At 44.7% G+C, this 24,095-nt stretch carries 17 protein-coding genes; 12 read left to right on the top strand and 5 right to left on the bottom strand.

Annotation, left to right across the window (positions count from 1 at the left end; all coding sequences use genetic code 11):
• The first annotated feature begins 320 nt into the window (after positions 1-320).
• The 4 genes from deoD to ELZ11_RS07030 all read left to right on the top strand — a co-directional run bounded on the left by deoD (position 321) and on the right by ELZ11_RS07030 (position 5,815).
• Positions 321-1,031, top strand: coding sequence for a purine-nucleoside phosphorylase (gene deoD / locus ELZ11_RS07045; RefSeq protein WP_137356674.1), 711 nt, complete (start codon positions 321-323; stop codon positions 1,029-1,031).
• 68 nt (positions 1,032-1,099) lie between these two features.
• Positions 1,100-2,569 carry an IS1 family transposase gene (locus ELZ11_RS07040; protein WP_137356673.1) on the top strand — a complete coding sequence of 490 codons (1,470 nt, stop codon included), beginning with the start codon at positions 1,100-1,102 and terminating at the stop codon, positions 2,567-2,569.
• Positions 2,570-2,766: 197 nt separating this feature from the next.
• Positions 2,767-4,254: a tetratricopeptide repeat protein gene (locus ELZ11_RS07035; RefSeq protein WP_137356672.1), complete on the top strand. Its 1,488-nt coding sequence runs from the start codon at positions 2,767-2,769 to the stop codon at positions 4,252-4,254.
• On the top strand, positions 4,235-5,815 hold the full coding sequence (locus ELZ11_RS07030; RefSeq protein ID WP_137356671.1) for a GGDEF domain-containing protein: 1,581 nt from the start codon (positions 4,235-4,237) through the stop codon (positions 5,813-5,815). Before ELZ11_RS07035 ends, ELZ11_RS07030 begins: the two co-directional genes overlap by 20 nt.
• A gap of 31 nt (positions 5,816-5,846) precedes the next feature.
• On the opposite strand, the gene ELZ11_RS07025 is transcribed toward ELZ11_RS07030, so the two are convergent.
• Positions 5,847-6,734, bottom strand: a complete 888-nt coding sequence (locus ELZ11_RS07025; protein ID WP_137356670.1) for a DMT family transporter — start codon at positions 6,732-6,734, stop codon at positions 5,847-5,849.
• Between the two features lie 202 nt (positions 6,735-6,936).
• Here ELZ11_RS07025 and ELZ11_RS07020 point away from each other — a divergent pair, with 202 nt between their 5' ends.
• From ELZ11_RS07020 to ELZ11_RS06985, 8 genes are all read left to right on the top strand, one after another.
• Positions 6,937-7,308 (top strand): DUF3302 domain-containing protein, encoded by a 372-nt coding sequence (locus tag ELZ11_RS07020; protein ID WP_137356669.1) that lies wholly within the window; start codon positions 6,937-6,939, stop codon positions 7,306-7,308.
• Positions 7,308-8,438 carry an HlyD family secretion protein gene (locus ELZ11_RS07015; RefSeq protein WP_137356668.1) on the top strand — a complete coding sequence of 377 codons (1,131 nt, stop codon included), beginning with the start codon at positions 7,308-7,310 and terminating at the stop codon, positions 8,436-8,438. The genes ELZ11_RS07020 and ELZ11_RS07015 overlap by 1 nt, the downstream gene beginning before the upstream one ends.
• Before the next feature lie 304 nt (positions 8,439-8,742).
• Positions 8,743-9,291, top strand: a complete 549-nt coding sequence (locus ELZ11_RS07010) for an ECF-type riboflavin transporter substrate-binding protein (RefSeq protein WP_137356667.1) — start codon at positions 8,743-8,745, stop codon at positions 9,289-9,291.
• A 6-nt stretch (positions 9,292-9,297) separates the two neighbouring features.
• Positions 9,298-10,992, top strand: a complete 1,695-nt coding sequence (locus tag ELZ11_RS07005) for an ABC transporter ATP-binding protein (protein ID WP_137356666.1) — start codon at positions 9,298-9,300, stop codon at positions 10,990-10,992.
• Positions 10,989-11,828: an energy-coupling factor transporter transmembrane component T family protein gene (locus tag ELZ11_RS07000; protein WP_137356665.1), complete on the top strand. Its 840-nt coding sequence runs from the start codon at positions 10,989-10,991 to the stop codon at positions 11,826-11,828. The genes ELZ11_RS07005 and ELZ11_RS07000 overlap by 4 nt, the downstream gene beginning before the upstream one ends.
• 121 nt (positions 11,829-11,949) lie before the next feature.
• Positions 11,950-13,698 (top strand): ABC transporter substrate-binding protein, encoded by a 1,749-nt coding sequence (locus ELZ11_RS06995; RefSeq protein ID WP_137356664.1) that lies wholly within the window; start codon positions 11,950-11,952, stop codon positions 13,696-13,698.
• On the top strand, positions 13,680-14,381 hold the full coding sequence (locus tag ELZ11_RS06990) for a hypothetical protein (RefSeq protein WP_137356663.1): 702 nt from the start codon (positions 13,680-13,682) through the stop codon (positions 14,379-14,381). The genes ELZ11_RS06995 and ELZ11_RS06990 overlap by 19 nt, the downstream gene beginning before the upstream one ends.
• Positions 14,382-14,572: 191 nt before the next feature.
• On the top strand, positions 14,573-15,034 hold the full coding sequence (locus ELZ11_RS06985; protein WP_137356662.1) for a TetR/AcrR family transcriptional regulator: 462 nt from the start codon (positions 14,573-14,575) through the stop codon (positions 15,032-15,034).
• 45 nt (positions 15,035-15,079) lie between these two features.
• On the opposite strand, the gene ELZ11_RS06980 is transcribed toward ELZ11_RS06985, so the two are convergent.
• The 4 genes from ELZ11_RS06980 to malQ form a co-directional block, all read right to left on the bottom strand.
• Entirely contained in the window at positions 15,080-17,149 is a 2,070-nt protein-coding gene (locus ELZ11_RS06980; protein ID WP_137356661.1) for an alpha-amylase, read from the bottom strand.
• Positions 17,150-17,399: 250 nt separating this feature from the next.
• The gene (locus ELZ11_RS06975; protein ID WP_137356660.1) at positions 17,400-19,349 is read right to left on the bottom strand and encodes a methyl-accepting chemotaxis protein; all 1,950 of its coding nucleotides are present in this window, start codon (positions 19,347-19,349) and stop codon (positions 17,400-17,402) included.
• A gap of 210 nt (positions 19,350-19,559) precedes the next feature.
• Entirely contained in the window at positions 19,560-21,740 is a 2,181-nt protein-coding gene (glgB, locus tag ELZ11_RS06970; protein ID WP_137356659.1) for a 1,4-alpha-glucan branching protein GlgB, read from the bottom strand.
• Positions 21,741-21,914: 174 nt separating this feature from the next.
• Entirely contained in the window at positions 21,915-24,092 is a 2,178-nt protein-coding gene (gene malQ / locus ELZ11_RS06965) for a 4-alpha-glucanotransferase (protein WP_137356658.1), read from the bottom strand.
• Between the last annotated feature and the right edge of the window lie 3 nt (positions 24,093-24,095).

The following is a 24,095-nucleotide window of genomic DNA, read 5'->3' as shown; positions in this document are numbered from 1 at the left end:
TTCAATAAGTTTAGGTTATCTCTGTTTATTGCCTTCAAGCAACCTTTTGTGTTCTCAAGGCTCTAGCAGGCTAAAGCACAATCCAAATCAGCATCTACTAAATGATGTCCAGCGACAGGAAAATCGATTGCTCAACAAATTTCAACAGAAATAGTTATCAATATAGACTAGTATCTAGATGTTGAGCCAAACTGTGACAAAGCTCTCAAGGAAGGGCTATTTATCTCGCTAATATTGCCTCAACAGAAACAAACAGATTCAACAGAATTGGTAATTTACCTCCTGTTCGGTAAATAACTCTAAAACTTTGGAGAAGTACAATGGCAACCCCTCACATTAATGCACAACCTGGTGATTTCGCAGAAACAGTTCTAATGCCAGGCGACCCGCTTCGTGCAAAATACATCGCAGAAACTTTTCTTGAAGATGTAAAGCAAGTTTGTGATGTTCGTAACATGTTCGGCTACACAGGTACTTACAAAGGCAAGAAGGTCTCTGTAATGGGCCACGGTATGGGTATCCCATCTGCATGTATCTATACTCACGAACTTATCGCTGAGTACGGTGTGAAGAACGTTATCCGTGTAGGTAGCTGTGGTGCTGTACGTGACGACGTAAAACTAATGGACGTTGTTATCGGTATGGGTGCTTCTACTGATTCTAAAGTGAACCGTATTCGTTTCAACGATCACGACTTCGCAGCTATTGCAGACTTCGGTCTTCTAGAAGAAGCAGTAAAACAAGCTCGTACTCAAGAAGTACCAGTGAAAGTAGGTAACGTATTCTCTGCAGACCTTTTCTACACGCCTGAAGCAGACATTTTCGAGAAAATGGAAAAGCTTGGCATTCTAGGTGTAGACATGGAAGCAGCTGGTATCTACGGCGTTGCTGCTGACTTAGACGCTAAAGCGCTAACTATTCTGACTGTTTCTGACCACATCATCCGTGGCGAAAAACTAAGTTCAGAAGAGCGTCAAAAGTCATTCAACGACATGATGAAAGTAGCGTTAGAAACCGCTATCAACATCTAATTGCGTTGAAGAAAAGCACTTCGCAGCCAAGTTCGCTTGGCTGCCCAAATAATCCCGAGGGGGCGATCGTGTCTAACGGCGAACTGCCAAAAGATGCAGAGGGTTTACAACTCAACTTTTGTAAAACATTGGCGTGTGACAACTTTGGATTGAGCGATGCAAAACGGTATGTTTTGCAACATGCGAACCCTAAACGTCCGGCGATGGTTTGTCGTGAATGTGGAGCTTTCCCCCCCTTACTTAACAATCGTGAAGTGTTGAACGAGTTACACCGTTTAAGGCAACTTCACAGTGACGGCCTGCCCGCTTGTCGAAATGACGAGTGTGACAACTTTGGCCTATCAGTTCACACCCATAAACACCTCTATCATGCCTTTGGTTTCAGTGGTGACCGCCAGCGCTATCGCTGCAAAAAATGCCAATCTACCTTCGTAGACAAATGGTCCGGTTCTAATAAAAAGCTTCAATTCCAAGAAAACCTCATGGGCCTATTGTTCATGGGCTATTCTGTACGTGAAATCTGCCGTAAGCTCGAAATTAACCCAAAAACCTTTTACGACCATGTCGATCACATTGCTAGCCGATGCCGACGCAAACTCGCAATGATCGATGCTCGCTGGGTCAATCACGCAGAGCACTACCAATTCGCGTCCCACTACCAACTATTGCAACCCAATAGCAATAATGGTGTGTTGTGGATTGCCACTGGTGAAGCGCATTCTGGCTACATTCTTTGCCAGCACGTGAACTATTCCGGCAATGAAGAGCCGCAAGGCCAGATTGACCATAACCCTTACGATGATGTGGCTCGTTTCGTTTCCCGTGAACACTCTGCTGAAGCCAATATCGACACGCCCGCTCCTTCTTCTAAATTGCGCGAGCGTATTGAGCAGCAATACCAAACCATTCTTGCGAGGGGTAACGTTGAAGACCCAATGGGGAACTTAACGTCATTTACTTATCCTTCGAAGGGTGCGCTTGTCCGCCCACCTTATACGTCTTACGCGCATTTTCTGCATGTTTTAGATATGTGTGAAGAAGGGAAACATGTCTCTATTTATATGCCTCAAGAGCCACTACTTAGGTCTGCGGCATTAAGTGTTTGCCTGCCTCGTATTCAAAGCCAAAATATTGACTTAATGTACGTAGAGGAAGATGAAGGCTGGAATGAAGAGTTGGATTTTGAAAAAGTCGACATCGTGCATATGAGTTGGTGGCGTGACCGTTGGGCGATCGCAAACCAAGGTTCAACTAAGAAAGGCATCTGTTACTTAGCAGGGCAAAAGCCTGCGCCAGAACAATGGTTTAACCAAGCTTCAATCAAACAAACCGAGTTCTATCAGCAGCGTTTCCAGTTGCTGTTCGACAGCTTTATCAATGAGCCTCGCCGTAAATTACGCCCTGGTGGCATCCTTCCTTTACTCGATATTTTCCGAGCTTGGCACAATCTATGCTACCAAGATAAGCAAGGGTTCACAGCGGCACAGCGTTTAGGTGTTACAGAAACACCATTAACGTTGAAACAACTGCTCTCTTAACACTTCGCCGTAGCTTGTGTATCAAGCGTGCACTAAGTGTTTTTGCAGTTCCAAAGCCATAATGTGAATTAGTACTATATAATTAACAAATAAATACGAGCTCTGATCGTTACTGTGATAATAAATAGTGCTTATCCTTGATCTCACACATATAATGATTGTGTTATCAATATGTTCGGTAATTATGGAAAGACGAATTGGACAAAAACCAGTACCTTCTTGAAACAGAATTGGAGCAATTAAAGGGTCGAGTCGACTCTGAGCCCCAACCCGTCTTTGAAACAGCTCAGCAATGCTTATTACGTGCTGAGCAAATTGTCTTTGAAGAAGGTGCCATTCAGGCCTTAATGTTAATGTCCCGCAGTTGCTGGGGACTAATGGACTACCGAAAGGGCCTCAAGTACATTAAAGAAGCCCACTCTCGACAAAGCCGCTTAGACACCGATAACTTTCTTCCTGAAATTCTTCACCTTCACGCCCTCCAATTTTGGGGCCAAGCCAAATACTACTCCGCTCAACAATTTTGGATTAACGCTCTAGAACAATCAGCTTTAGTCGACGAAGTAGAAATTCAAATCGAATGCTTAATTGGCTTAGGTAACATTTGGCGTATTACTCATGAGTACAAGCTCGCCTGTTCGACACACCAGTTGGCTGTAAAAGTCGCCAATAACACTCGAATTAACTGGCTCGAAGGTAAATCCAGAATCCTCCTCGCATGGGATTACTACTTACTTCAAAACTACGTTGAAATGCTGTCGGTACTAGATGGCGCAGAAGAAGCACTCAAAGGACACAGCGACAAAACGTGGGAGGCCGAAGTCTGGGATTTCCGTGGCCTTGCGTTACTCGGGCTAGAACGCTTAGATGACGCAGAGAAAGCAACCGAACGAGCCCACAGCCTAGCCGTTGAGCACGATTTGGTGTGGATGAAAGCTCACTCATTTATCAGCCGTGCTCGTCTCGAACTTCTTAGAAAGAATCCAAACGAAGCATCTGAGCTGTTGTTAATGGCCGAGCAATCCGCCACCACCTTTGATAACGGTGAATTACTTAGCCAAATTTGTTTCCAGCAATCATTAGTTGCTGAAGAAAACCAAGATTTTGAAGGTGCACTTACCGCATTCAAAAAATACCGCCAGTACTCCACGCAAATGCTACGTGAACAAACCACTCGTGTCGGGCTCGATAAAGCTCGCAGTTCCAAGCGACAATTAGAACAACGCGCAAGAAAGCTGATCAATCGGATCCGTGGTCAACATGAGTACGATCCTGAAAAACACTTTTCTCACGTGGTCTCAGAAACGTATTGGTGGGAGCAGTTGGTGCTTTATAAAACGGAGCTTAAACGTTCCAATCACTGCATCATCATGTTCCAACATGCAGACCCAAGTTACTTAGAAGTGTGTACTGAAATCGCCCATACACTTTGTAATCAAAACGATTTAATTTCGCGGTTGAGCTCTGAGCGTGTGGCTCTGATGCTGGCCGAAAAAGGCGATTCAGCTCAAGAGATCTTCGACACTCTTGAAACCATGTTAAAGATTTACCCATGGCGTCGACGCGGCCTAAAAGGTCAGAAGCCATCAATTTCGCTCAACGACATTTTAACTTTCCCATTTACGCTTGAGCAGTTGGAAGAAAATACAGAAAAGGTACAGCCAGATGGAAGCGCTGCTAAATAAAATTACTGATGCGGGTTTGGACCCTTCGTCGGTATCTGGCGAAGAGGCGATAATCTTTTGGAATCATATTCGCCAACACATTTCGACGACGCCAAAAGAGCGTGCCCATTGTTATATCATCAGTGCCGAGTATCGTGCTGAACTCAAGCAAAACCAAGTCAGCCTAGATGAGCTAAGACTCGCGTTAGATTTACTCACACTACCTGAAGACGTTGAAGATATTCTCACCGTTCGATGCAGCCTAAGTGAACGCTTAGTCGAAGTAGGCGACTATACCGCTGCGCTCAATGAATTCGTCACCTCATCAACTATCGCAGTAGAGCACGGCTACATAGATGAGTACGTATTGGCTGTACTTGGTATGGGCAATTTATGCGATGCATACGGTGACCACAATCGCGCGCTGCGTTACTACCAAAAAATCGACAGTATCGATCATGCTATTAGTAGCCGCTCATTACGCCTTAGATACAAACTGCATACTGCCGCTAGCCTGATCCACCTTAATCGTATCGCCGCTGCAGGCGATCTTCTTCGTGAGTGCGAAGAGCTAAGCATATTGGTCAGCGACAAGCTGCTAACCGCTCAGATTCTGCTGTACCAAGCGAAACTGCTACGTGCTCAAAAAGAGTATCACGAAGCATTGCTGTGCTTGGCCAAAGTGCAATATTCGGCCGGGAGCCTTCAAGCAAGTTGGCTCTCAACCATGATTCGACTGGAGCTTGCACATTGCTTGAATATTGTCGGTAAGCAGCAAATTGCGAGCATGATTTTATCCAGCACCCACAAACGCATTAAGCTTTACTCTTCTCCAGTATTAGCCAAGCGTTTTTATGACTCACTCAGTACAGTATGCACAGGCCAAGGTCGCTTCAAAGAGGCTCTTTCTTACGAGAAAAAAGGCTACCGCATTGAAACGGACTTAATGAAGCAGATCCCTATTAGTGAATTGGGTGCGAGCCAACTACGTCGATTATCTCGCTTTGAATTGCAGCTTAAATTAATCTTGTCCGAGCAAGAAAATAAAGAGCTGAAAGAAACCACGGAGCAACATAAAAATACTGTGGCTCAACTACAGCAGGATGTCTTTACCGACCCGCTGACTAGCCTACACAATCGCCGTTGGCTAGACGTGAAACTGAAAGATCTATTGCTTCATGAAACCCCATTTGCCTTAATGGTTGTCGATATAGACCACTTCAAGTCAATCAATGACGAACTCAGCCACCTTGTCGGTGATAAAGCTATTGTTAGCGTTTCTCATGAATTGGCTTCCTATTTTAAATTCCGTGGTGCGTCATGCGTCCGTTTTGGTGGGGAAGAATTCCTGGTGATTCTAGAAAATTCTGATTTACCAAAAGCTGAGCTACATGCTGAAAACTATCGTGAGCGTATTTTCCAATACGGCTGGCGAGAAATTTTAGGAGAACGCGGGTTAACGGTGAGCATAGGTATTACTCTCCACCGAGAAGGAGAGAATACTCAACGCACCTTCTATCGCGCCGACAAAGCACTCTACCGTGCTAAAGCAAACGGTCGTAACCAAGTCTGTACTGAATAAAAAAAGGCGAACATTTAGTTCGCCTTTTTCTTTATAGAAAGAACAAAGAAATCCCGCCTAAGGCCGCTAACGTGCCAATCAAACTCTGTTTCGACACCTTTTCCCCTTTCAATGCGTAGATCACTAAAATAAATACAGGGCTAGTCGCTATCAGCGTTTGCGCTATTGCAGGGTTGGCATTTTTTAACGCGACTTGTTGCAACCACAGCGCCAGAAAGGTTCCAACAAAGATAGCACTTAGCAGCCAACCTTTGTCTCGGGTTGTCATTATTTTCATGTGAGTTTTTATCGAAGAAAACGGCTTGTTTTCTATCCAAGGTATCAACGCAGCGACCGCTAACACACCGATACTCAATCGAATCAAGGCTCCAATTAAAGGCGGAATATCTCCAGCCACCAAAGCGTAATGTGAAATCACCACTCCAGATGCCTGACAAACGCTGGCGACTAATCCAAAACCTATCCCACTCCACGCTGTTTTTTCACCGCTATTTGACGGTTGGAATACCACAAAGGTCACGGCCAAAGTCGTGATAATCACCCCTAACCAACTTTGTACAGTAAGTGCTGCGCCTAAAAACATTAATGCGAGAACGCCAGATAACGGCGGAGCTAAGGACTCTAATAATAAGGTTTTGTTTGCACCGATTCGCTTGAGCGCAGCGAAGTAAGCGCTATCACCAATCGCAATCCCTATCACACCCGATATCGCTAATATCCAAAAATGATTCTGGCTTAGCGTAAAGTCAGGGGCAGGAAGCAAAGGCATCACCAACATCATCATCGCTGACGCGATCACACCTTTTACAATGTTAAGCTGAAGGGCAGAGAATCGGTGACCAAACTGACCGTAAATCCATGTGGCTAGCGCCCATACCATCGCAGCACCAATCGCTGCGAGTTCACCAATATATGCCATTCTTCATCCTTTGAAATTTAACAAACGCTCTATCGTAGATTTCGACTGAGCAAAAGTTCGCCACCTAAAATGACATTCGACCAATATCACACATAACTAAAAATAATTACGATTTTATCTGACCAAATTATTTTTATAACAAATACTTACATGATAGCGTAGTATATCAATAACCTTTCTCTAACATTAACAAGGAACTGTTATGTTTTTAGATTACTTTGCACTCGGACTGCTTGTCTTTGTCGCACTCGTCATTTTTTACGGCATCATCGTCATTCATGATATTCCTTACGAAATCGCCAAGGAACGCAACCACCCACATCAAGATGCAATACACGTGTCAGGCTGGGTTAGCCTATTCACACTGCATGCAATCTGGCCTTTTTTATGGATTTGGGCAACCTTATGGCGTGAAGACAGAGGTTGGGGCTTCGCCAAACTCGAAGAAGAACAACACGACATTCACCACCGAGTCGACAGACTTATCGATCAAGTAGAAACCTTGCAACGTGAAGTGGTTCGCTTAGAGCAAGCTAAAGCTGATACACCCGTAGCTGACACGGAGGTCAAATAATGGATTTACTGCTGATAATGACCTACGCGGCATTATGTATCACCATTTTTAAAGTCTTTAATATTCCACTGAACAAATGGTCTGTGCCAACTGCCGTTCTGGGTGGCGTAGTGCTTGTGGGAACCCTGATTCTACTGATGAACTACAACCACCCCTTTACACAAATTGGTAACCAAATTTACTCTACGACGCCTATCGTATCGGGTGTGAGAGGCCGAGTGGTTGAAGTCCCTGTCGAGCCAAATCAGCCTCTAGTTAAAGGCAATGTTCTGTTCAAGATCGATCCTATTCCTTTTGAAGCCGAAGTCTCGAAACTCAAAGCTAAAGTGAAAGAAGCAAGCCAGGGTGCTCTTGGACTAGAGTCAGATGTCAGCGAAGCAGAAGCGGCCAAAATCAAAGCGATTGCCGAGCGCGACAAGGCGAAGCGTGAATACGATCGTTACCAACGTGGTTTTGACAAAGGAGCGTTTACCGAGCAACAACTCGATACTCGCAGACAAGCCTATAAAGCCGCAGAAGCGGCGCTCAAAGTCACTGAAGCGAAACAGCAACAAGCACAAATCGCACTTAACTCTGAGATTGGCGGCGAAAATACCGCAGTTGCTGGGCTATTGGCGGATTTACGTAAAGCTGAGTTCAACCTAGAGCAAACCGTTGTTCGAGCACCTACCGATGGTTACGTGACTCAATTGGCACTGCGCCCTGGTGTGATGGCGGTGCCACTACCTTTAGCTCCTGTGATGACGTTTGTTCATACTGAAGACAAGTTGTATACCGCAGCATTTCGTCAAAACTCATTGCAGCGCTTACAGCCAGGCTTTGAAGCCGAATTCTTATTCCGAGCTTTACCAGGAAAAGTATTTAAAGGCGAAGTTGTGGAAGTGATACCAGCGATTGGTGAAAGCCAGTTCCAAGCTCGTGGTTCTTTACTAGGTACCGACGCACTACGCACTAATGGTCGAGTATTAGTGACGCTAAAGATCACTGACGACCTTTCTGACTATCATTTACCTCAAGGTACTGCCGTTGAAGTCGCAGTGTATTCAGACAGCTTCACTCATGTATCCATCATGCGTAAGGTGCTGATTCGAATGAAAAGTTGGCAAAACTACTTATACCTAGATCATTAATTAGGTCCCCTCTAAAAAGCCAGCCTACATAGGCTGGCTTTTTTGTACCCTGAACAACAGTGCACCTCTCAAGTAAGCACAAAAAACACCATTTAGTGTTTAAAGAAAAGTACAGTGTTTACTTTTAGACATCTAGACACATAACTTTCCATAATGAAGCTTTCTACTGTATAATTCGCGCCTTATTTTTCTTATTTGCCCAAAAAATACACTTTTTAATAATTTTACTTATAACGGCAAATAACTTGGTCTTTCAGACTTTTGTTCTTTAAAAGACGTTATCTTTCAGTACTTGAGGTTATCTATGAATCTTTCAGCCAAAACTGTCGTCGTTATTGCTATCGGCGCAGCCTTGTACGGCATTGGTGGTCTACCAATGTTTGGTGTTCCAGTGTTTGCTAACACCACATTAAAACCAGCAATGGCAGTGCTTGCACTATTCTCTGTGCTGTTTGGCCCTATTGTAGGTTTCTTAGTTGGCTTCATCGGACACTGGGTAACGGATTTGTTTGCAGGTTGGGGCGTTTGGCTCACTTGGGTTTTAGGTTCAGGTATCGTTGGTTTAGTGATGGGTCTATTCCCAATCATGACTAAGCGTCGCTTAGAAAAAGGCGAGCTACCCGCGAAAGATTTCATGCTATTTGTACTGCTAGCCTTAGCCGGTAACGTCATTGGCTACGGTTGTTCAGCATTCCTAGATACCATCCTTTATGCGGAACCTTTCACAAAAGTATTTACACAATTGTCGATCATCGCAGCGGGTAACACTGTACTTATCGCGATCGTTGGGTTGTTTATCCTAAAGTCTGTTGCAAAACGCAATAAGCAAAGCCGCAACCTAACTGAGGCATAAACATTAATGACCATTGAATTTTCGAACTTCTCTTTTAGATATGAGTCGCTGGATAAACCGACGCTAAAAAATATCGATCTAAGGATAGAGAAAGGAGAGAAAATCGTCATTATCGGCCCAAGTGGTAGTGGTAAATCGACCCTTGGACAATGCCTAAACGGATTAATCCCTCATGCCATCAAAGGGGAGAGATCCGGCACTCTACACATTAACGGACAAGACACCTCACAACTTGATATGCACGGTTACACTGAACAAGTGGGCACCGTGCTTCAAGACACCGACAGTCAGTTTGTTGGACTCAGCATTGGCGAGGACATCGCTTTTGCACTAGAAAACCAATTGATGTCGAACATCGATATGTACCCTCTCGTCAAGTCGACCGCGAAAATGGTCGACTTACAAGATATGCTCGAACGCTCTCCACACGACTTGTCTGGTGGTCAGAAGCAGCGAGTTTCATTGGCTGGTATCTTAGTCGATGATGTAGATATTCTGCTTTTCGATGAGCCTCTCGCAAGCTTAGATCCGAAAACAGGCAAAGCGACCATCGAGATCATCGACCAACTGCATCAAGAGACAGGCAAAACCATTGTTATCATTGAACATCGATTAGAAGATGTACTGCATCGCAATGTCGACCGAGTCATTTTGATGGAGCGTGGCGAAATTATCGCGGATACCACACCGAATGCTCTACTGGCTTCTAACCTCCTTGAAAAGCACGGCATTCGTGAACCTTTGTACTTATCAACGCTTAAAGCAGCGCAATCTCCGATAGAAGAAAGTGACCAATTGGCCAACTTTTCCGAGTTAAATTTCTCGAAGTATCAGACGAGTATCCAGTCTTGGTTCGATGCAAGGCCAACTCATACTCCAGAAAACTATTCTCAACCTTTATTGGATATTCAAGGGCTCACTTACTCCTATGACGGTGATAAAAACGCTTTAGAAGATGTAAGCTTTACCGTTAATAAAGGCGAGTTTGTTTCCATCTTAGGTAAGAACGGTTCAGGTAAATCGACAATCACTAAACTCGTGATGGGTGTTTTGGAGCAAGACCAAGGCAAGATCGCGCTTAACGGCACAGACCTTTCTACGCTCTCTATTTTTGAGCGTAGCCAGCAAGTTGGCGTGGTAATGCAAAACCCAAATCATATGATTTCGCATCACATGATTTTCGACGAAATCGCATTTGGGCTACGTAATCGCGGCTTAGATGAAGCCACCATCACTGAAAAAGTAGAGGCAATCCTAGCGCTTTGTGGTTTGAGTAAATTCCGTCATTGGCCAATTGAAGCTTTGAGCTATGGCCAAAAGAAACGTGTAACTATCGCTTCTATTTTAGTGCTTGAGCCACAACTACTTATTCTAGATGAGCCGACAGCAGGGCAAGATTACCGTAATTACACTTCAATGCTTGGCTTTATCCAAAAGCTGAATCGAGAACTGGGCATTACCGTGGTCATCATTTCACACGACATGCACTTGGTACTTGAGTACACCACTCGTTCGATAGTCATTGCGGATAGTAAGCTGATTGCGAACGCTCAGATGACCGAAGTATTCAGTCAGCCTCAACTTCTTGAGCGAGCGAACCTGTCTACCACCAGCATTCTTGAGTTAGCGAACAAAATGAATATCGAAGATGGCAACGCCTTCATGCAACACTTCATTGATTGTGAACGGAGCGTGGCATGAACACTTCAAAAGTAAAGTTTGGTATTAGCTATATCGATACTAAGTCACCGCTACACGCGTTAAATGGGATCACTAAATTTGCTCTATTTTTAGCGTGGGTAACCGTGGTGCTCACCACCTTCGATATTCGCCAGATCAGCGTACTTATCATTACCGGTTTATTTTTACTGAAACTAACCAAAGTCCCTTTTCGTACCTATAAACCTTTGCTCGTCGGAACGGCTAGCGTCTTGTTATTGAATGCGCTCTTTATGTTTTTACTTGCGCCAACCCAAGGCCAAGAACTGATAGGTAGCGAACACATTCTACTGACGCTTCCTGGCGACTACTCATTAAGCCAAGAGACATTATTCTACTTAGTAACGGTTACGCTAAAGTACTTCAGTATGTTTCCGATTGCTCTGGTTTTTGTATTTACCACGCATCCAACCGAGTTTTCAGCGAGCCTCAACCGTTTAGGCGTTCCATACAAAATAGCCTACGCTGTAAGCCTAACGCTTCGCTACCTACCGGAAGTGAAAAAAGACTTCGTCAACATCATGCACGCCCAACAAGCTCGTGGCGTTGAATTATCGAAGAAAGCTCCGCTTTTCAAACGCATCAAGAATGTCGCAAAAGTTCTTGGCCCATTGATTTTTTCGAGTTTAGACAGGGCGGACGAAATTTCAAATGCCATGACATTAAGAGGCTTTGGTCGCAATAAATCACGCACTTGGTATAGCCAGTCCCCATTAGCGCCAGCCGACTTCATAGTACTTGGTGCCATTGCAATAATTGTTGGTTTGGCGATAACCAAACGGGTCCTTGAAGAACAATTATTCTGGTATCCATTTTAAACTGGACCTTACAAATGCCGCTTTTATAGCGGCATTTTTTGATTTGACCTCCCCCTCACAGTCGATGAATTTGTACTAAACTTTTGCTTTAGGGACTAATTCTTTACCTATTGAGGCAAACATGAAGGAAGATAATAAAACCACTTCACTTTCCTCTTCGTATTTACCTCGCCAGTTGATGCGCCGTTCTAGCTTGCTGCTTCTCTCAAGTCTTTCTATTAGTGCTGTGCTTGCTGAGGATTCCATCGATTCATTTGTGCAAAATTTTTCTGGCTCTACGCTGACTGAAAGCGAGCGTAGTGTAGAACTGACATGGTTCCAGAAAGCCGCTCAGCCTTACAAAGGAACCAAAATTACCGTCATATCGGAAGACATCCCTACCCACAGATATGAAGCAACGCAGCTTGCAAAGTTATTTACGCAACTCACCGGAATTCACGTCATTCATGAAATAGCGGGTGAAGACGACCTCGTTAAACGACTGCAACTGCAAATGACAACTGGCGTGAACATCTACGATGGTTATGTGAATGATGCTGACTTTATTGGTACCCACATGCGTAGCCAAAAAGTCGTGCCCATTTCTCAATTTATTAGTTCAGAGTGGCAAAGCATCACTCTTCCAACTTTGGATATTGAAGACTTCATTGGTTTGGAATTTGTCAAAGATGAAAATGGCGTGGTCTATCAGCTCCCATCTCAGCAGTTCGCCAACCTATATTGGTATCGGCATGATTGGTTTAGCCGCCCCGATTTACAAAAGCAATTCCAAGCACGCTACGGCTACCCGCTCGCCGTCCCACAAAATTGGTCGGCCTATGAAGACATCGCCAAGTTCTTTACCGAAGACGTAAAGGAAATCGATGGGGAGCGCGTATGGGGGCATTTCGACTACGGAAAATATGAGCCATCGTTGGGTTGGAGAATCTCTGATTCATGGCTAAGCCTCGCTGGCGTTAGCGATATTGGCTTACCAAGCGGATCTCCGGTCGGAGATTGGGGTATTCGAGCAGAAGACTGCGTTCCCGTTGGTACCAGCGTATCACGAGGGGGAGCGCTCAATAGCCCAGCAGCAGTATACGCTTTAGAAAAGTATAAGTACTGGATCGAAGAGTACGCGCCGCCAGAGTCTAAATCTCTTACCTTTAGAACGGCTGCAGAGTGGTTGGCACAAGGTAAAGTGGCTCAGCAGATATTTTGGTATAGCGCCTTTGTACCCACTATGATCGACCCAACCTCTAAAGTAGTCAATGAAGACGGCCAACCTTTATGGCGCTTAGCTCCATCCCCTCGCGGACGCTACTGGCAACCAGGTATGAAGTCGGGCTATCAGGATGTGGGTTCGTGGACATTCTTAAAATCGACACCGAAGAAACAACGGGAAGCGGCTTGGCTCTACGCTCAATTTACCGTTTCAAAAACAGTCTCATTCGACAAATTACTCAACGGGTTTACCCCAATTCGCTACTCTGATATTCAGTCCAGCAACTTTAGCCGATTGGCTCCTCAGCTTGGTGGACTAGTCGAGTTTTACCAAAGTGATGCTAAACACTATTGGACTCCATCCGGTGTCAATATCCCTGATTACTCATCAATGGCTGCGATGTGGTGGCAACATATTGGTGAATACCTGTATTCCGATATCGATGCACAAACCACACTCAACAAACTCTCATTTAAATTTGATACTCACCTCCAGCAGCTCAGCTTGGATCAGAAATTGAATTGCCGCCCTCGGCTCACCGTGACCGAGCCACAAAATACCTGGCTCAACCGCCCCGGTTCACCATGGCCAGAAATCAAGAAACAACCGAAAGGCAAAACGCTTCCACTGTCTGAGGTATATGAAGTATGGAATTCAAAAAATTAGTTTGCTGGCTAAGCTTACTGGTTAGTTTTCAACTCTATGCTGGCGATATCCGCATCGTGACTTTTTACGCGCCACCATTAGTCAATAAGCAATCAAGCCCAGACCTTGGGACGACTTATCAGATCATTGTCGATGCCTTTAATCGGGCCAACTTAACCTACGGAATTGAATACAGTCCTGAAAGCCGTGCGCTTAAATCAGCGAAGTTAAAACGAAATGTCTGTACCTTCCCTGTCGCACGTTCGCAAATTCTGGAAGCCGACTTTATTTGGGTTGGGCCAATCGCGATTAGCCAGTACGCTCTGTATCACAACAAGACAGAGCCTTCACCGTTAATAACCATTGCCGATGCGATGCCTTACCAGATCGTTTCCTACGAAGGGTATCCGGTTGCACGTCAGCTTCAAGAGCAAGGCTTTAAGATTCTGTTGACAAAAGAATTGGACGAAGGTTTAAAAATGCTTCGCAGGAGCAGTGTCGATTACTGGCTGTCTGACACCCGAACCGCTGACTCTATCGCTGACACATTAAAAATACCAGTCACCAACCAGCCATTCGTATTTTTAACCGACATCAAATACCTTGCATGCAATAAAGAAATCGCGCCATTAATGGTCGCGCGATTACAGTCTGAAATCAGCGCCATGATCACCAGTGGTGAAGTCAGTATTTCATTTCGCTAGCTAGGTAAACCTCCAAACCATAAGCAGCATATCGGTTTATCAAACACCTGTATTTCACTGTTTGATCAACCAAAAGCCGACAGCCTTCCCTTTTTCTAGCCTTTTATCTCTACATCTAGTAACAAAAAACAAACACTAGACCAGCAATATGACATACCATATAATAGCGAACTAGTTCAGTGAGGTATTAAATGGCACGTATTACAAAAGAACAAAAATCTGCAAACCTTGAAGCTTATAATGCTGTAGTTTTAAAGATATTCTTAGAAGAAGGCTATAGAGTTATTACTTACGCACGTTTAGCAGAAGAGCTAGGCATCCGCCAATCGACACTACAGGGTTACTACCCGTCTTCAAGCGATTTTATCTTAGCGTTAAAGGGAAAATTGCTGCCAATCATGCTTAAACACTTATCGTTTGAAAGCAAAGATCGTTTTTTTGAGTCGTGGATGAACGGGCTACAAGTGACTCAGTTTAGAAATGTTATCGCGGTAGTTCTATCAACCGCCAATCTAGAAAACCCTTCTGAGTTCAATTACCAAGGCATCACTAGCCTAGACAACCTTCTGAAAGAACATTTCGGTCATGAACACCGCGATATTCTAGAATCTGTACTTGGACGTTCATTTCTATTTTTAAATCAATACAAGTAGCAGGCACCGCACCTGCTACTTATGGCTGACTAAAACCCCTTCGAACTAATTCCCAAAATAGCCGACAACGACCTTGTCGCCATCCAGTTGTCGTGAGAAGACATAACCATCGTTGTCAGCTAGCACTTGGTGAACACCCGCTCCAATCGCTGGGTGTCTTTGCCTAAACTGACCAAGTGTTTGCCAGTGCTCTAACAATTTTTTCTTTTCAAGCGAGAGATCCCAAATCATATCGGAGCGCGTTCCTTGATGGAAATCATCGGCGTAAGGCCCGATATTCCGCCCCACTTCATCTCCGTAATAGACTTGGATTGCTCCAGGGCTTAGGAATAAAGCGTTGGCCGCTTGCTTCTGCAATTGGTATGACTTAAAGCGGCTGAAAAATAATTCGGTGTCATGCGATGACATATAACTCACAGGGTTAAAGTCCTCAGATTCTTGAATAGACTCAGAGTAACTTTGGTAGGTATCTGCCATTTCGCTAAAGCATACCGCGCCTTTATCGAGTTTCTTTTGCATGTCGAAGTTGATTAACGCATCAAAGCCGTCATCGAAATATGGGCTTCGGTAAGCAGAATGCCCCCATACTTCTCCCATCATCCAAAATGGAGCGCCATCCTTACCGTTTTGTTCACGCCAAAGCTCTAAGCTTTCCGTCGCAGATTTTTTCAAACGTTGCCACACGTCCCCTTCAACGTGTTTAACGGTATCAACCCGAAACCCGTCGATACCGAAACGTTTGACCCAGTCCGATTGCCACTCCACCAAATAATCCGCGACGCTGTAGCCCTCTTTTGCGACAACTCGCGTGCCAGGGTTATCCAACAGCCATTGAGGTGGGACGACAGCTTGATTAGACTCAGTTTTAAAATCTGGCAAACCCGCTAGAGACATACTGATGTCGCTTGAACCAGGTGCATCGTAACCGGGTAGCCCTGTACGAACCCAATCGGATCCCCACCACTCACTCCAGTTATCGCTCTTATAATCAATATGTTGGTGGTAACTATGCCAATTTTGGCTTCCACTTAAGGGTGCCCAATCTGACCAACGATTAGGTAATTCCATGGTATTCGCCACAACATCAATGCCATCAAACTGAAGATCCGCTAACGTCGAATAACCCGAATGGTTAATCACGGCATCAAGCAGCACTTTAATACCGCGTTTATGCGCTTCAGCCACCAGCGTTTTTAAATCTTGCTCAGAACCAAAGTTTTCATCGATTTTGGTAAAGTCACGCGTCCAGTAACCGTGGTAGGCATAGAAAGGGAATGAACCACTGTCCCCTCCCCCGACAAACCCATGTACTTGTTCAACAATCGGGGACAACCAGATCGCATCCGTACCTAGGCTTTGAATGTAATCGAGTTTTTCAATGACGCCTTTAAGGTCACCGCCATGAAAAGTTCCTACTTCATCTTTACCATCAGGTTTGCGACCGTAACTAAAATCATTGCTAGGATCCGCATTCTTAAAGCGATCAACCATTACAAAATAGATATTGGCATTTCGATAATCGAAGGAAGTGGGTTGCATCACCTTTCCTTGTTCATTTACTTGTTCGAATGCGACCAGTCCACCACTCTCCTTGCTCGGTGTGATAGACACTTTGCCGCTTTCAACAGTAACCACCTTCCCAGAAAATACTTCTTTAAGTAAGGTGCCATCGCGGTACGTGTTACCCAAATTAATCTGTTTTTCTCCAGGTTCAAAAACCTGGCACTGTACGCTCGGCAACGGACGTTGAAATGCTTTTTTTGCTGTCTTCTTCTTTTCTCGTTTGAGCATCAAAGATTGCGATGACTCATCGTAATGAAAAGCGTAATCACCAGAAAAACGAATTTTCATATCCAATTCTGTGGGCTTTCCGCACGCCACTGCAATGGGTTTATTGAACTTGAGCGCACGAGAGTTACTTCCATTGCACGTCCCTTCAATACCTGTCACTTGAACGGTATAGCTATCTTTCACAAGTGGCAGTACTAACGGATTGTCACTGTTTAAAGGGAAGTCTCGGCTATTAGTAGTGGTCGAGATAGTGATGGTAGGTGACGCGAATACTGAAGAAGCAGATACTAATGCCAACCCATAAATCGTTGATTTTATTGTCATGTGCAACCCTGATGTCCAAATCGAATAATCCTTGCATTGATTCATCTTATGGGTGTTTTAGCTGCTAGACATCATTCTATGCTTCTCCGCCCTTATATTTGGCTGCCATCACACTTTGTTGGATGAGGAGTAGTTGAGGGGCGTAGAAAGCAAACAACCCCGTAAAAACGGGGCTGTTTGGCTGTAAAGCTTCAAGCTTGAGGGAGTAACACAACTGTATGAAGTTCGCTACTCATGCACTCAAGACTCACTAAGCAGTTTTAAAGCGTTTCATTTGCTGATCAAGATGTTGAGCAACCTTTGAAAGTTCATTGGCAGAAGCAGAAATAGTTTCAACCGATTCACGGTTAGAAGTACTAATGTTGTTCGTTTCTGTGATGTTATTACTGACGCCGTTGGTCACCATGCTTTGCTCTTCCACCGCTGCCGCGATTTGAATGTTAATACCGCTTAATTCATTGATAGACCCATTTACTGACTGCAAATTATTTGCGGCCGAGTTGGCTTGCACAGCCGCTCCAGATACCGTTTTATGGCTTTTAGAGATAGCATTCATTGCCGACTCAGCGCCGTTCTGTAATGAATGGATCAAAGACTCAATTTGCCCCGTCGCATCTTGCGTTCGCTGTGCCAAGGTTCTTACTTCATCAGCCACCACAGCAAAACCACGCCCTTGATCGCCTGCTCGTGCTGCTTCAATCGCGGCATTTAGCGCTAATAAGTTAGTTTGTTCCGCAACACCTTGAATCGTTTCTAAAATCGAACCGATGTTCATCGACTCTTGGTACAGCTCTTTAATCTGTACTGAGCTTGTTTCCATTTCATGCTCTGCAGAGCCAATCTGCGCCAGCATTTTCTCGACTTCACCTAACCCAAAACCAACACTTTTGGTCACTTCAGCGTTGAAGCTTGAAGCGTTAGTCGCATTGGTAGCAATCTCTCCAGTACTAGCCGACAACTGCAAAATAGAGGCAGAAATCTGCTCCATTTCTTGCTGAAGTGCAACCGACGAACTGTTAGTCGTGTTGGTAATAACAGAAAGCTCTTCTGACATTTCTCCGACTTTCTCACAAGAAGTGTTCACCTGCTGAACAATATCGCGTAGCGAGAGAATCGTCTCTTTCATATTCGCTAGTAGCAAGCCAATTTCATCTTTGCTCGTCACTTCTACCTCTATCGCTAAGTTACCTTGAGCAAGCTCCGTAGAAATTGCTCTTACTTTTTCGATGCCACGAGAAATAGAACGATTCACTACGAACGCGCAAAAACAGCCAATGGTAATCGCCAATATCGCTAAGATAGTGATAATTTGGATAGTGCGCTCTTTACTGGCTTGAAGTTCAGGAGTTAGAGTGTTTTGCTCGGAAACCGACGATAGCTTGAGCGCTTCAATCTCTTCAGATAGATGCGTACCGGATTCTGCTAGCGCAGCTCTGAGTTGATTTTCTTCTATGCGAAGCTTGATAACTTGTTCGAAGATCTCCGAATATTGCTGTCGTTGCTTGTTAAAATCATCAACAAGTTGAGCAGTTTCTTCACCATCGATGACTGATCTTAGCTTGTTCTCTAATTGAGGGAGCTCCGTTTCAAAGAAGGCGCGGGTTTTGGTAAATGGATTATCTCGCTCATTGTGCAAAAAGTTAGACACTGAAATCTTGGCGAACAAGAACTTTTCCAATAGCAGTGCAGAGTAATACTCCATCTCTGAATCTTTATTGTCGTGTGCATATTCAATAATGGCTTCTATATCATGCAGTGCTTGCTTCTCTATTTTGGCCATATCAACATAGGTCGCTTTATCTAAGAGCTTAATGTCCTTAATAAGCTGCTGAAGCTGAGTATTATATGCGTTGATTTCTGCTTTAACTTCTTCAAGCACGGCTGCTCTTTCAGGCGATTCAGTAATTGCGAGCGCCTCATCGACCAGTTTTATTGTCAGAGTGAAACGTTCATCGTAAGTGCTGAGAACCGAGTCATCATGAGATTCTAAGTAAGTTTTGGCACTGATTCGCGCTTTAAGAAAGTTCGCTTGAATACGACCAGCAACCGTTAATTCATTCGCTAACTCACCGAAATGTTTGAAGTTATCTGAAGCAGAAACCATTCCTTTGTAGCTGACGAAACCAGACACTGCGAAAAACAGCAAACAGATGCCAAAACCCAATCGAATTTTTAAACCAATTGATAAGTTACCCAACATATACCATCCCTGAATAAAATATAAAACGACGTACCGTTAATTATTAACGATACGTCATATTATTAACAATGCAAATGTTTCTTGTACTGCAGATAACAAAATGGGATATCGGTTTATGATTCTTGAAAGACTATTAACTTAACCATCAACAAAAGCTCCAAGACAAAAAAAGAGAGCACTCAGGCTCTCTTTATTTATTCTTAATCAAGATTAATTAAGCTTGTAAAATACCGTCGCCAGTGGCGGTAATTTCAACAATAGCGATTGCGGCAAGCCTTCACTTTCAACTGACTCTGTCTCAATGGAAGCTTCAACTGGGAAGTGGCTACCGTGATATTGCTCGTCATCAGTATTCAATAAAAGCTGATAAGTACCAGAATTTGGAACGCCAAGACGGAACGCCTCGTGCGGTACCGGAGTGAAGTTAGATACCACCAATATACGTTCACCGGACTCACTGATTCGTTCATGAGCGAGCACACTGGCTTCTGCTGAATCTTGCAATCTCCATTCGAACCCTTTCGGCTCGAAATCTAGATCGTGCATCGCTGCTTCATTACGGTACATTAAATTCAGATCTTTGGTTAGCTTTTGAACTCCTTGATGGCGTTCGTAATCAAGCAAGAACCATTGCAGTTGGTCATCGTGATTCCACTCTGCAGTTTGGCCAAACTCAGCGCCCATGAAGTTAAGCTTTTTACCCGGCTGTGCATACATGTACCCCATGTACGCACGTAGATTAGCGGTTTGCTGCCACTCATCACCCGGCATCTTGTTATGAATCGAACCTTTACCGTAAACCACTTCATCGTGTGAAAGCGAAAGCACGTAGTTTTCGCTGTGAGCATATACCAACGGGAAAGTGATCGTATCGTGATGATATTTACGATTAATCGGATCTTCCTGAATGTAAGAAAGGCTATCGTGCATCCACCCCATATTCCATTTGAAGCCAAACCCAAGGCCTCCCATGAATGTTGGTGCAGACACGCCAGGAAATGCTGTCGACTCTTCGGCAATAGTCATCGCATTCGGGAAGTGTTTGTACACTTCTTCGTTCATCCATTTCAAGGTCGCGATGGCATCGTAGTTTTCGTTGCCGCCATCCACATTAGGGATCCACTGATCGTGGCTGCGTGAGTAGTCCAGATACAGCATCGATGCTACGGCATCAACACGAATGCCATCAATATGGAATTGCTCAAACCAGTACAAAGCATTGGACACTAGGAAACGGCGTACATGCTCACGCCCTAAATCGTAAATGTAAGAATTCCAATCTTGATGCCAGCCGCGGCGAGGATCTGGGTCGTGGAACAATGGCGTACCATCGAAATTCGCTAGGCCATGATCATCTGACGGGAAGTGCGCAGGAACCCAGTCCAGCACTACGCCTAGACCGGCCTGGTGACATTGATCAACGAAATATTTGAAATCATCAGGGGAGCCAAAACGACTGGTCGGCGCGAACAAACCTACAGGTTGATACCCCCAAGAACCGTAAAAGGGGTGCTCAGATACCGGCATTAGCTCGACGTGTGTGTAACCCAAATCAGTAAGGTACGGGATCAACTCCGCCGCTAATTCACGGTAGTTTAGGAATTCACCTTCCGTGTTGCGCTTCCATGAGCCAGCATGCAATTCATAGAACGAAAGTGCTTCTTTACGCTTTTCCGTCACCGGACGGCTTTGCCATTTTTCGTCTTGCCATTCGTAACGCTTGTGATCGTACGTAACGGAAGAAAACGATGGATGTTGCTCTGAGTAGAAGCCCCAAGGATCCGCTTTATGAGGTAAGCCTTCCCCATTTGGCCCTTTGAGTTCAAATTTGTATTGAGCGCCTTCTTCTAGATTCGGAATAAATAATCCCCAAATCCCATAATCTAAGCGCTGCATTGGATGACGACGTCCATCCCAAGAGTTGAAGTTACCCACTAAGCTTGCAGCTGTCGCGTGCGGTGCATACACAAGGAAGCGAGTACCAGAAATCTGTTTTCCATCACGCTCTAACGTCACAAATTGTGCGCCCATGTGATGGTACATTTCTTTTGGAGTATGAAGCTCTTCGTAACCCGCGTATAAGCCATGGTACTGATACGGGTCATCGATTAATTGTTCAACTCCGGCCCAATCCACCGCAAGTTGATAATGAGTGAAACGTAAATCGCGTTCTTGTTTTAATATAAATCCGCTTTCGTTATCACGTTCCAGCTCGATACGAGGCTCGTTATCGATCACTAACTCAACTTTGTCTGCCCCTGGAATCCATACACGTAACGCCCCTTCTTTCGCAGGAATAAAAGGGCCAATAAATGAAAATGGGTCAGCAAACGAAGCCTGAGACAGTTGGGTATATATTTGTTTTTGCTTTGAAATCACACTTGTTTCCAAAACGATTCTCCCTAACCAAACATCCAAAAAAATACTATACAAAAATGCCCGCTATGCGCGGGCAATATAACGACGGTTCATTTTACCGGACTAAAGCTTGTGATTGAGTGACCAAGGTTGTAGTTTCTTATGCAACCGTAAGAAAGTGTGCATATATTTTGGCCTCTCGTACGTTTATTCACTCGCTTTAGCACGCACTTCTGTTAGACGTTGCGAAATGCGGTTAACACCATCGTGGCTGAATAATTCATCAAGATTCATTGATAACTTACGACGCCAGTTCGGATACTCATCGACTGTACCCGGAATGTTGACTGGTTTATCCATTTCTAACCAATCTTCTAACTGAACACTAAGTAAGGTTGAAGAACCAGCCGCTACGTGTAATTGCAGCGCTTCCGCTAAATACGAATCCATCGGAACTTGGCTTGCATCACGACCAACGCCTTCCGGTAAGAAACCATGCCATGCCACTGAATCTAAAATGCCTTGTTTGCACTCTAAGCGATCATCAAACAGCGTTTTCAGCTGCTCTGGGTCAGGATACAAACCAATCTCTTCACCCATCTTCAAGTCATCACAGTGCCAGAAGCCACGTAGCGTTGGCATATCGTGAGTACATAACGCAGACATAGACTGCCCCGCATAATGCTTAGGTGAAATAAAGCCACCATCTTCAGCCGTTTCAAAGAAGAACACTTTGTACGAGTGAACACCGGCATCCGCTAAAATCTCAACGATTTCATCAGGCACTGTACCTAAATCTTCACCAATCACGCTACATTGATGACGATGTGATTCTAAAGCCAAGATCGCTAACATATCTTGAACTGGGTAGTAGATGTATGCGCCTTGAGTGGCATCTTGTCCTTTAGGGATCAACCACAAACGGAGTAGACCCAGTACATGGTCAATGCGCAACGCGCCACAATGTTTCATATTCGCGCGTAACAGCTTAACAAACGCGTCGTAGCTTGTGGCTTGCAATACTTCCGGGTTTAATGGCGGAAGACCCCAGTTTTGCCCTAGAGGACCAAGGATATCTGGCGGAGCACCGATGCTCACATCCATCACTAGGTTACCTTCATCAGCCCACGTTTCGCTGCCAGAATCTGCCACACCTACTGCTAAGTCACGGTACAAACCAACTGACATGCCTTTCTCTTCTGCAAGAGCCTGCGCATCATTAATTTGGCAATCGGCAATCCATTGTAAGTACATGTAAAGTTGTACTTTACTTTGGTTATCTTTAATAAATTTCTGAGTCGCTTGGCTATCGAAGTTACGGTACTTTTCTGGGAATACCGGCCAACCCCATACGCTGCTGTCTTCACTATGAAGCTCTGTGTGTAATGCATCGAACGCCGCTTGGTGTACTAGCCCTTGACCGCCTTCTTCAACAAACGCTAAGAAAGCTTGTGCGCGATCGCTGTTCTTATCCAGGTGACGCTTTTTGAACTCGGTAAACAACAGCGGCAATACACTCATTTTGAGCTCAGCCACTTCGCTGTAGTTCACCCAGTGAGCATCGCGCGCTTTTTGTAATCGCTGTTGGAACTCTGCACTGCCAACGGTTTGTTGCGCTTCTGCACTGAGGGCGAATTCAGGTACTGAACTTACATCAATGTACAAAATATTTAGCCAGCGACGAGAAGACGGGCTGTATGGGCTCGCACCTTCTGGGTTCGCCGGGAACAATGAATGAATCGGGTTAAGACCAACAAAGTCGCCACCGCGAGAAGCGATATCAGCCACCAGCTGTTTCAAGTCACCAAAATCACCAATACCCCAGTTGTGCTGAGTTCGTAGGGTGTAAAGCTGGACACTCGGGCCCCACAGCTTGTTCCCTTCATTGATCGAATCTTGCTTAAAACACGCTTTCGGTGTTCTGATTAATGTCATCTCGTAAGGCGTTTTACGACGCTTACGGCTCACAACTAACTTGTGATAACCCCATGCCAAATCGTTTGGCAATGCAAACACTAAAGGGCCACCCTCTGCACGTTCATCTCGAACAACTTGCGACTGAAGATAGCCTTCAAGTACCTCTCCCTGCTCCGTTTCTAAGCGCCAGCTAAACTCACTTTCACGAGCACTTACACCTAGATTTAGCGCCACTTCAACGGGCTCATCATCACGTAAGACAAGAACTGGGTCTAATACATCTTTTTTGTGTTTCTTTTCTGCTGATTTCAGCAGCGTTTGGTCATTGGTGGTGTCATAGCCAAGTGAAGCCAACAAATGGGTAATTGTTTCGTCTGAAACCGTTGCTTCATCGCCCCATGCACTGACATAGCTATCGGCAATGTTCGCCATTTCTGCGACTTGTTTTAATACGCTTTGTTCTTTCATCGC

Source organism: Vibrio profundi (assembly GCF_005281835.1).
Classification (GTDB): Bacteria; Pseudomonadota; Gammaproteobacteria; order Enterobacterales; family Vibrionaceae; genus Vibrio; species Vibrio profundi.
This window is presented reverse-complemented; position numbering and strand designations above follow the sequence as displayed.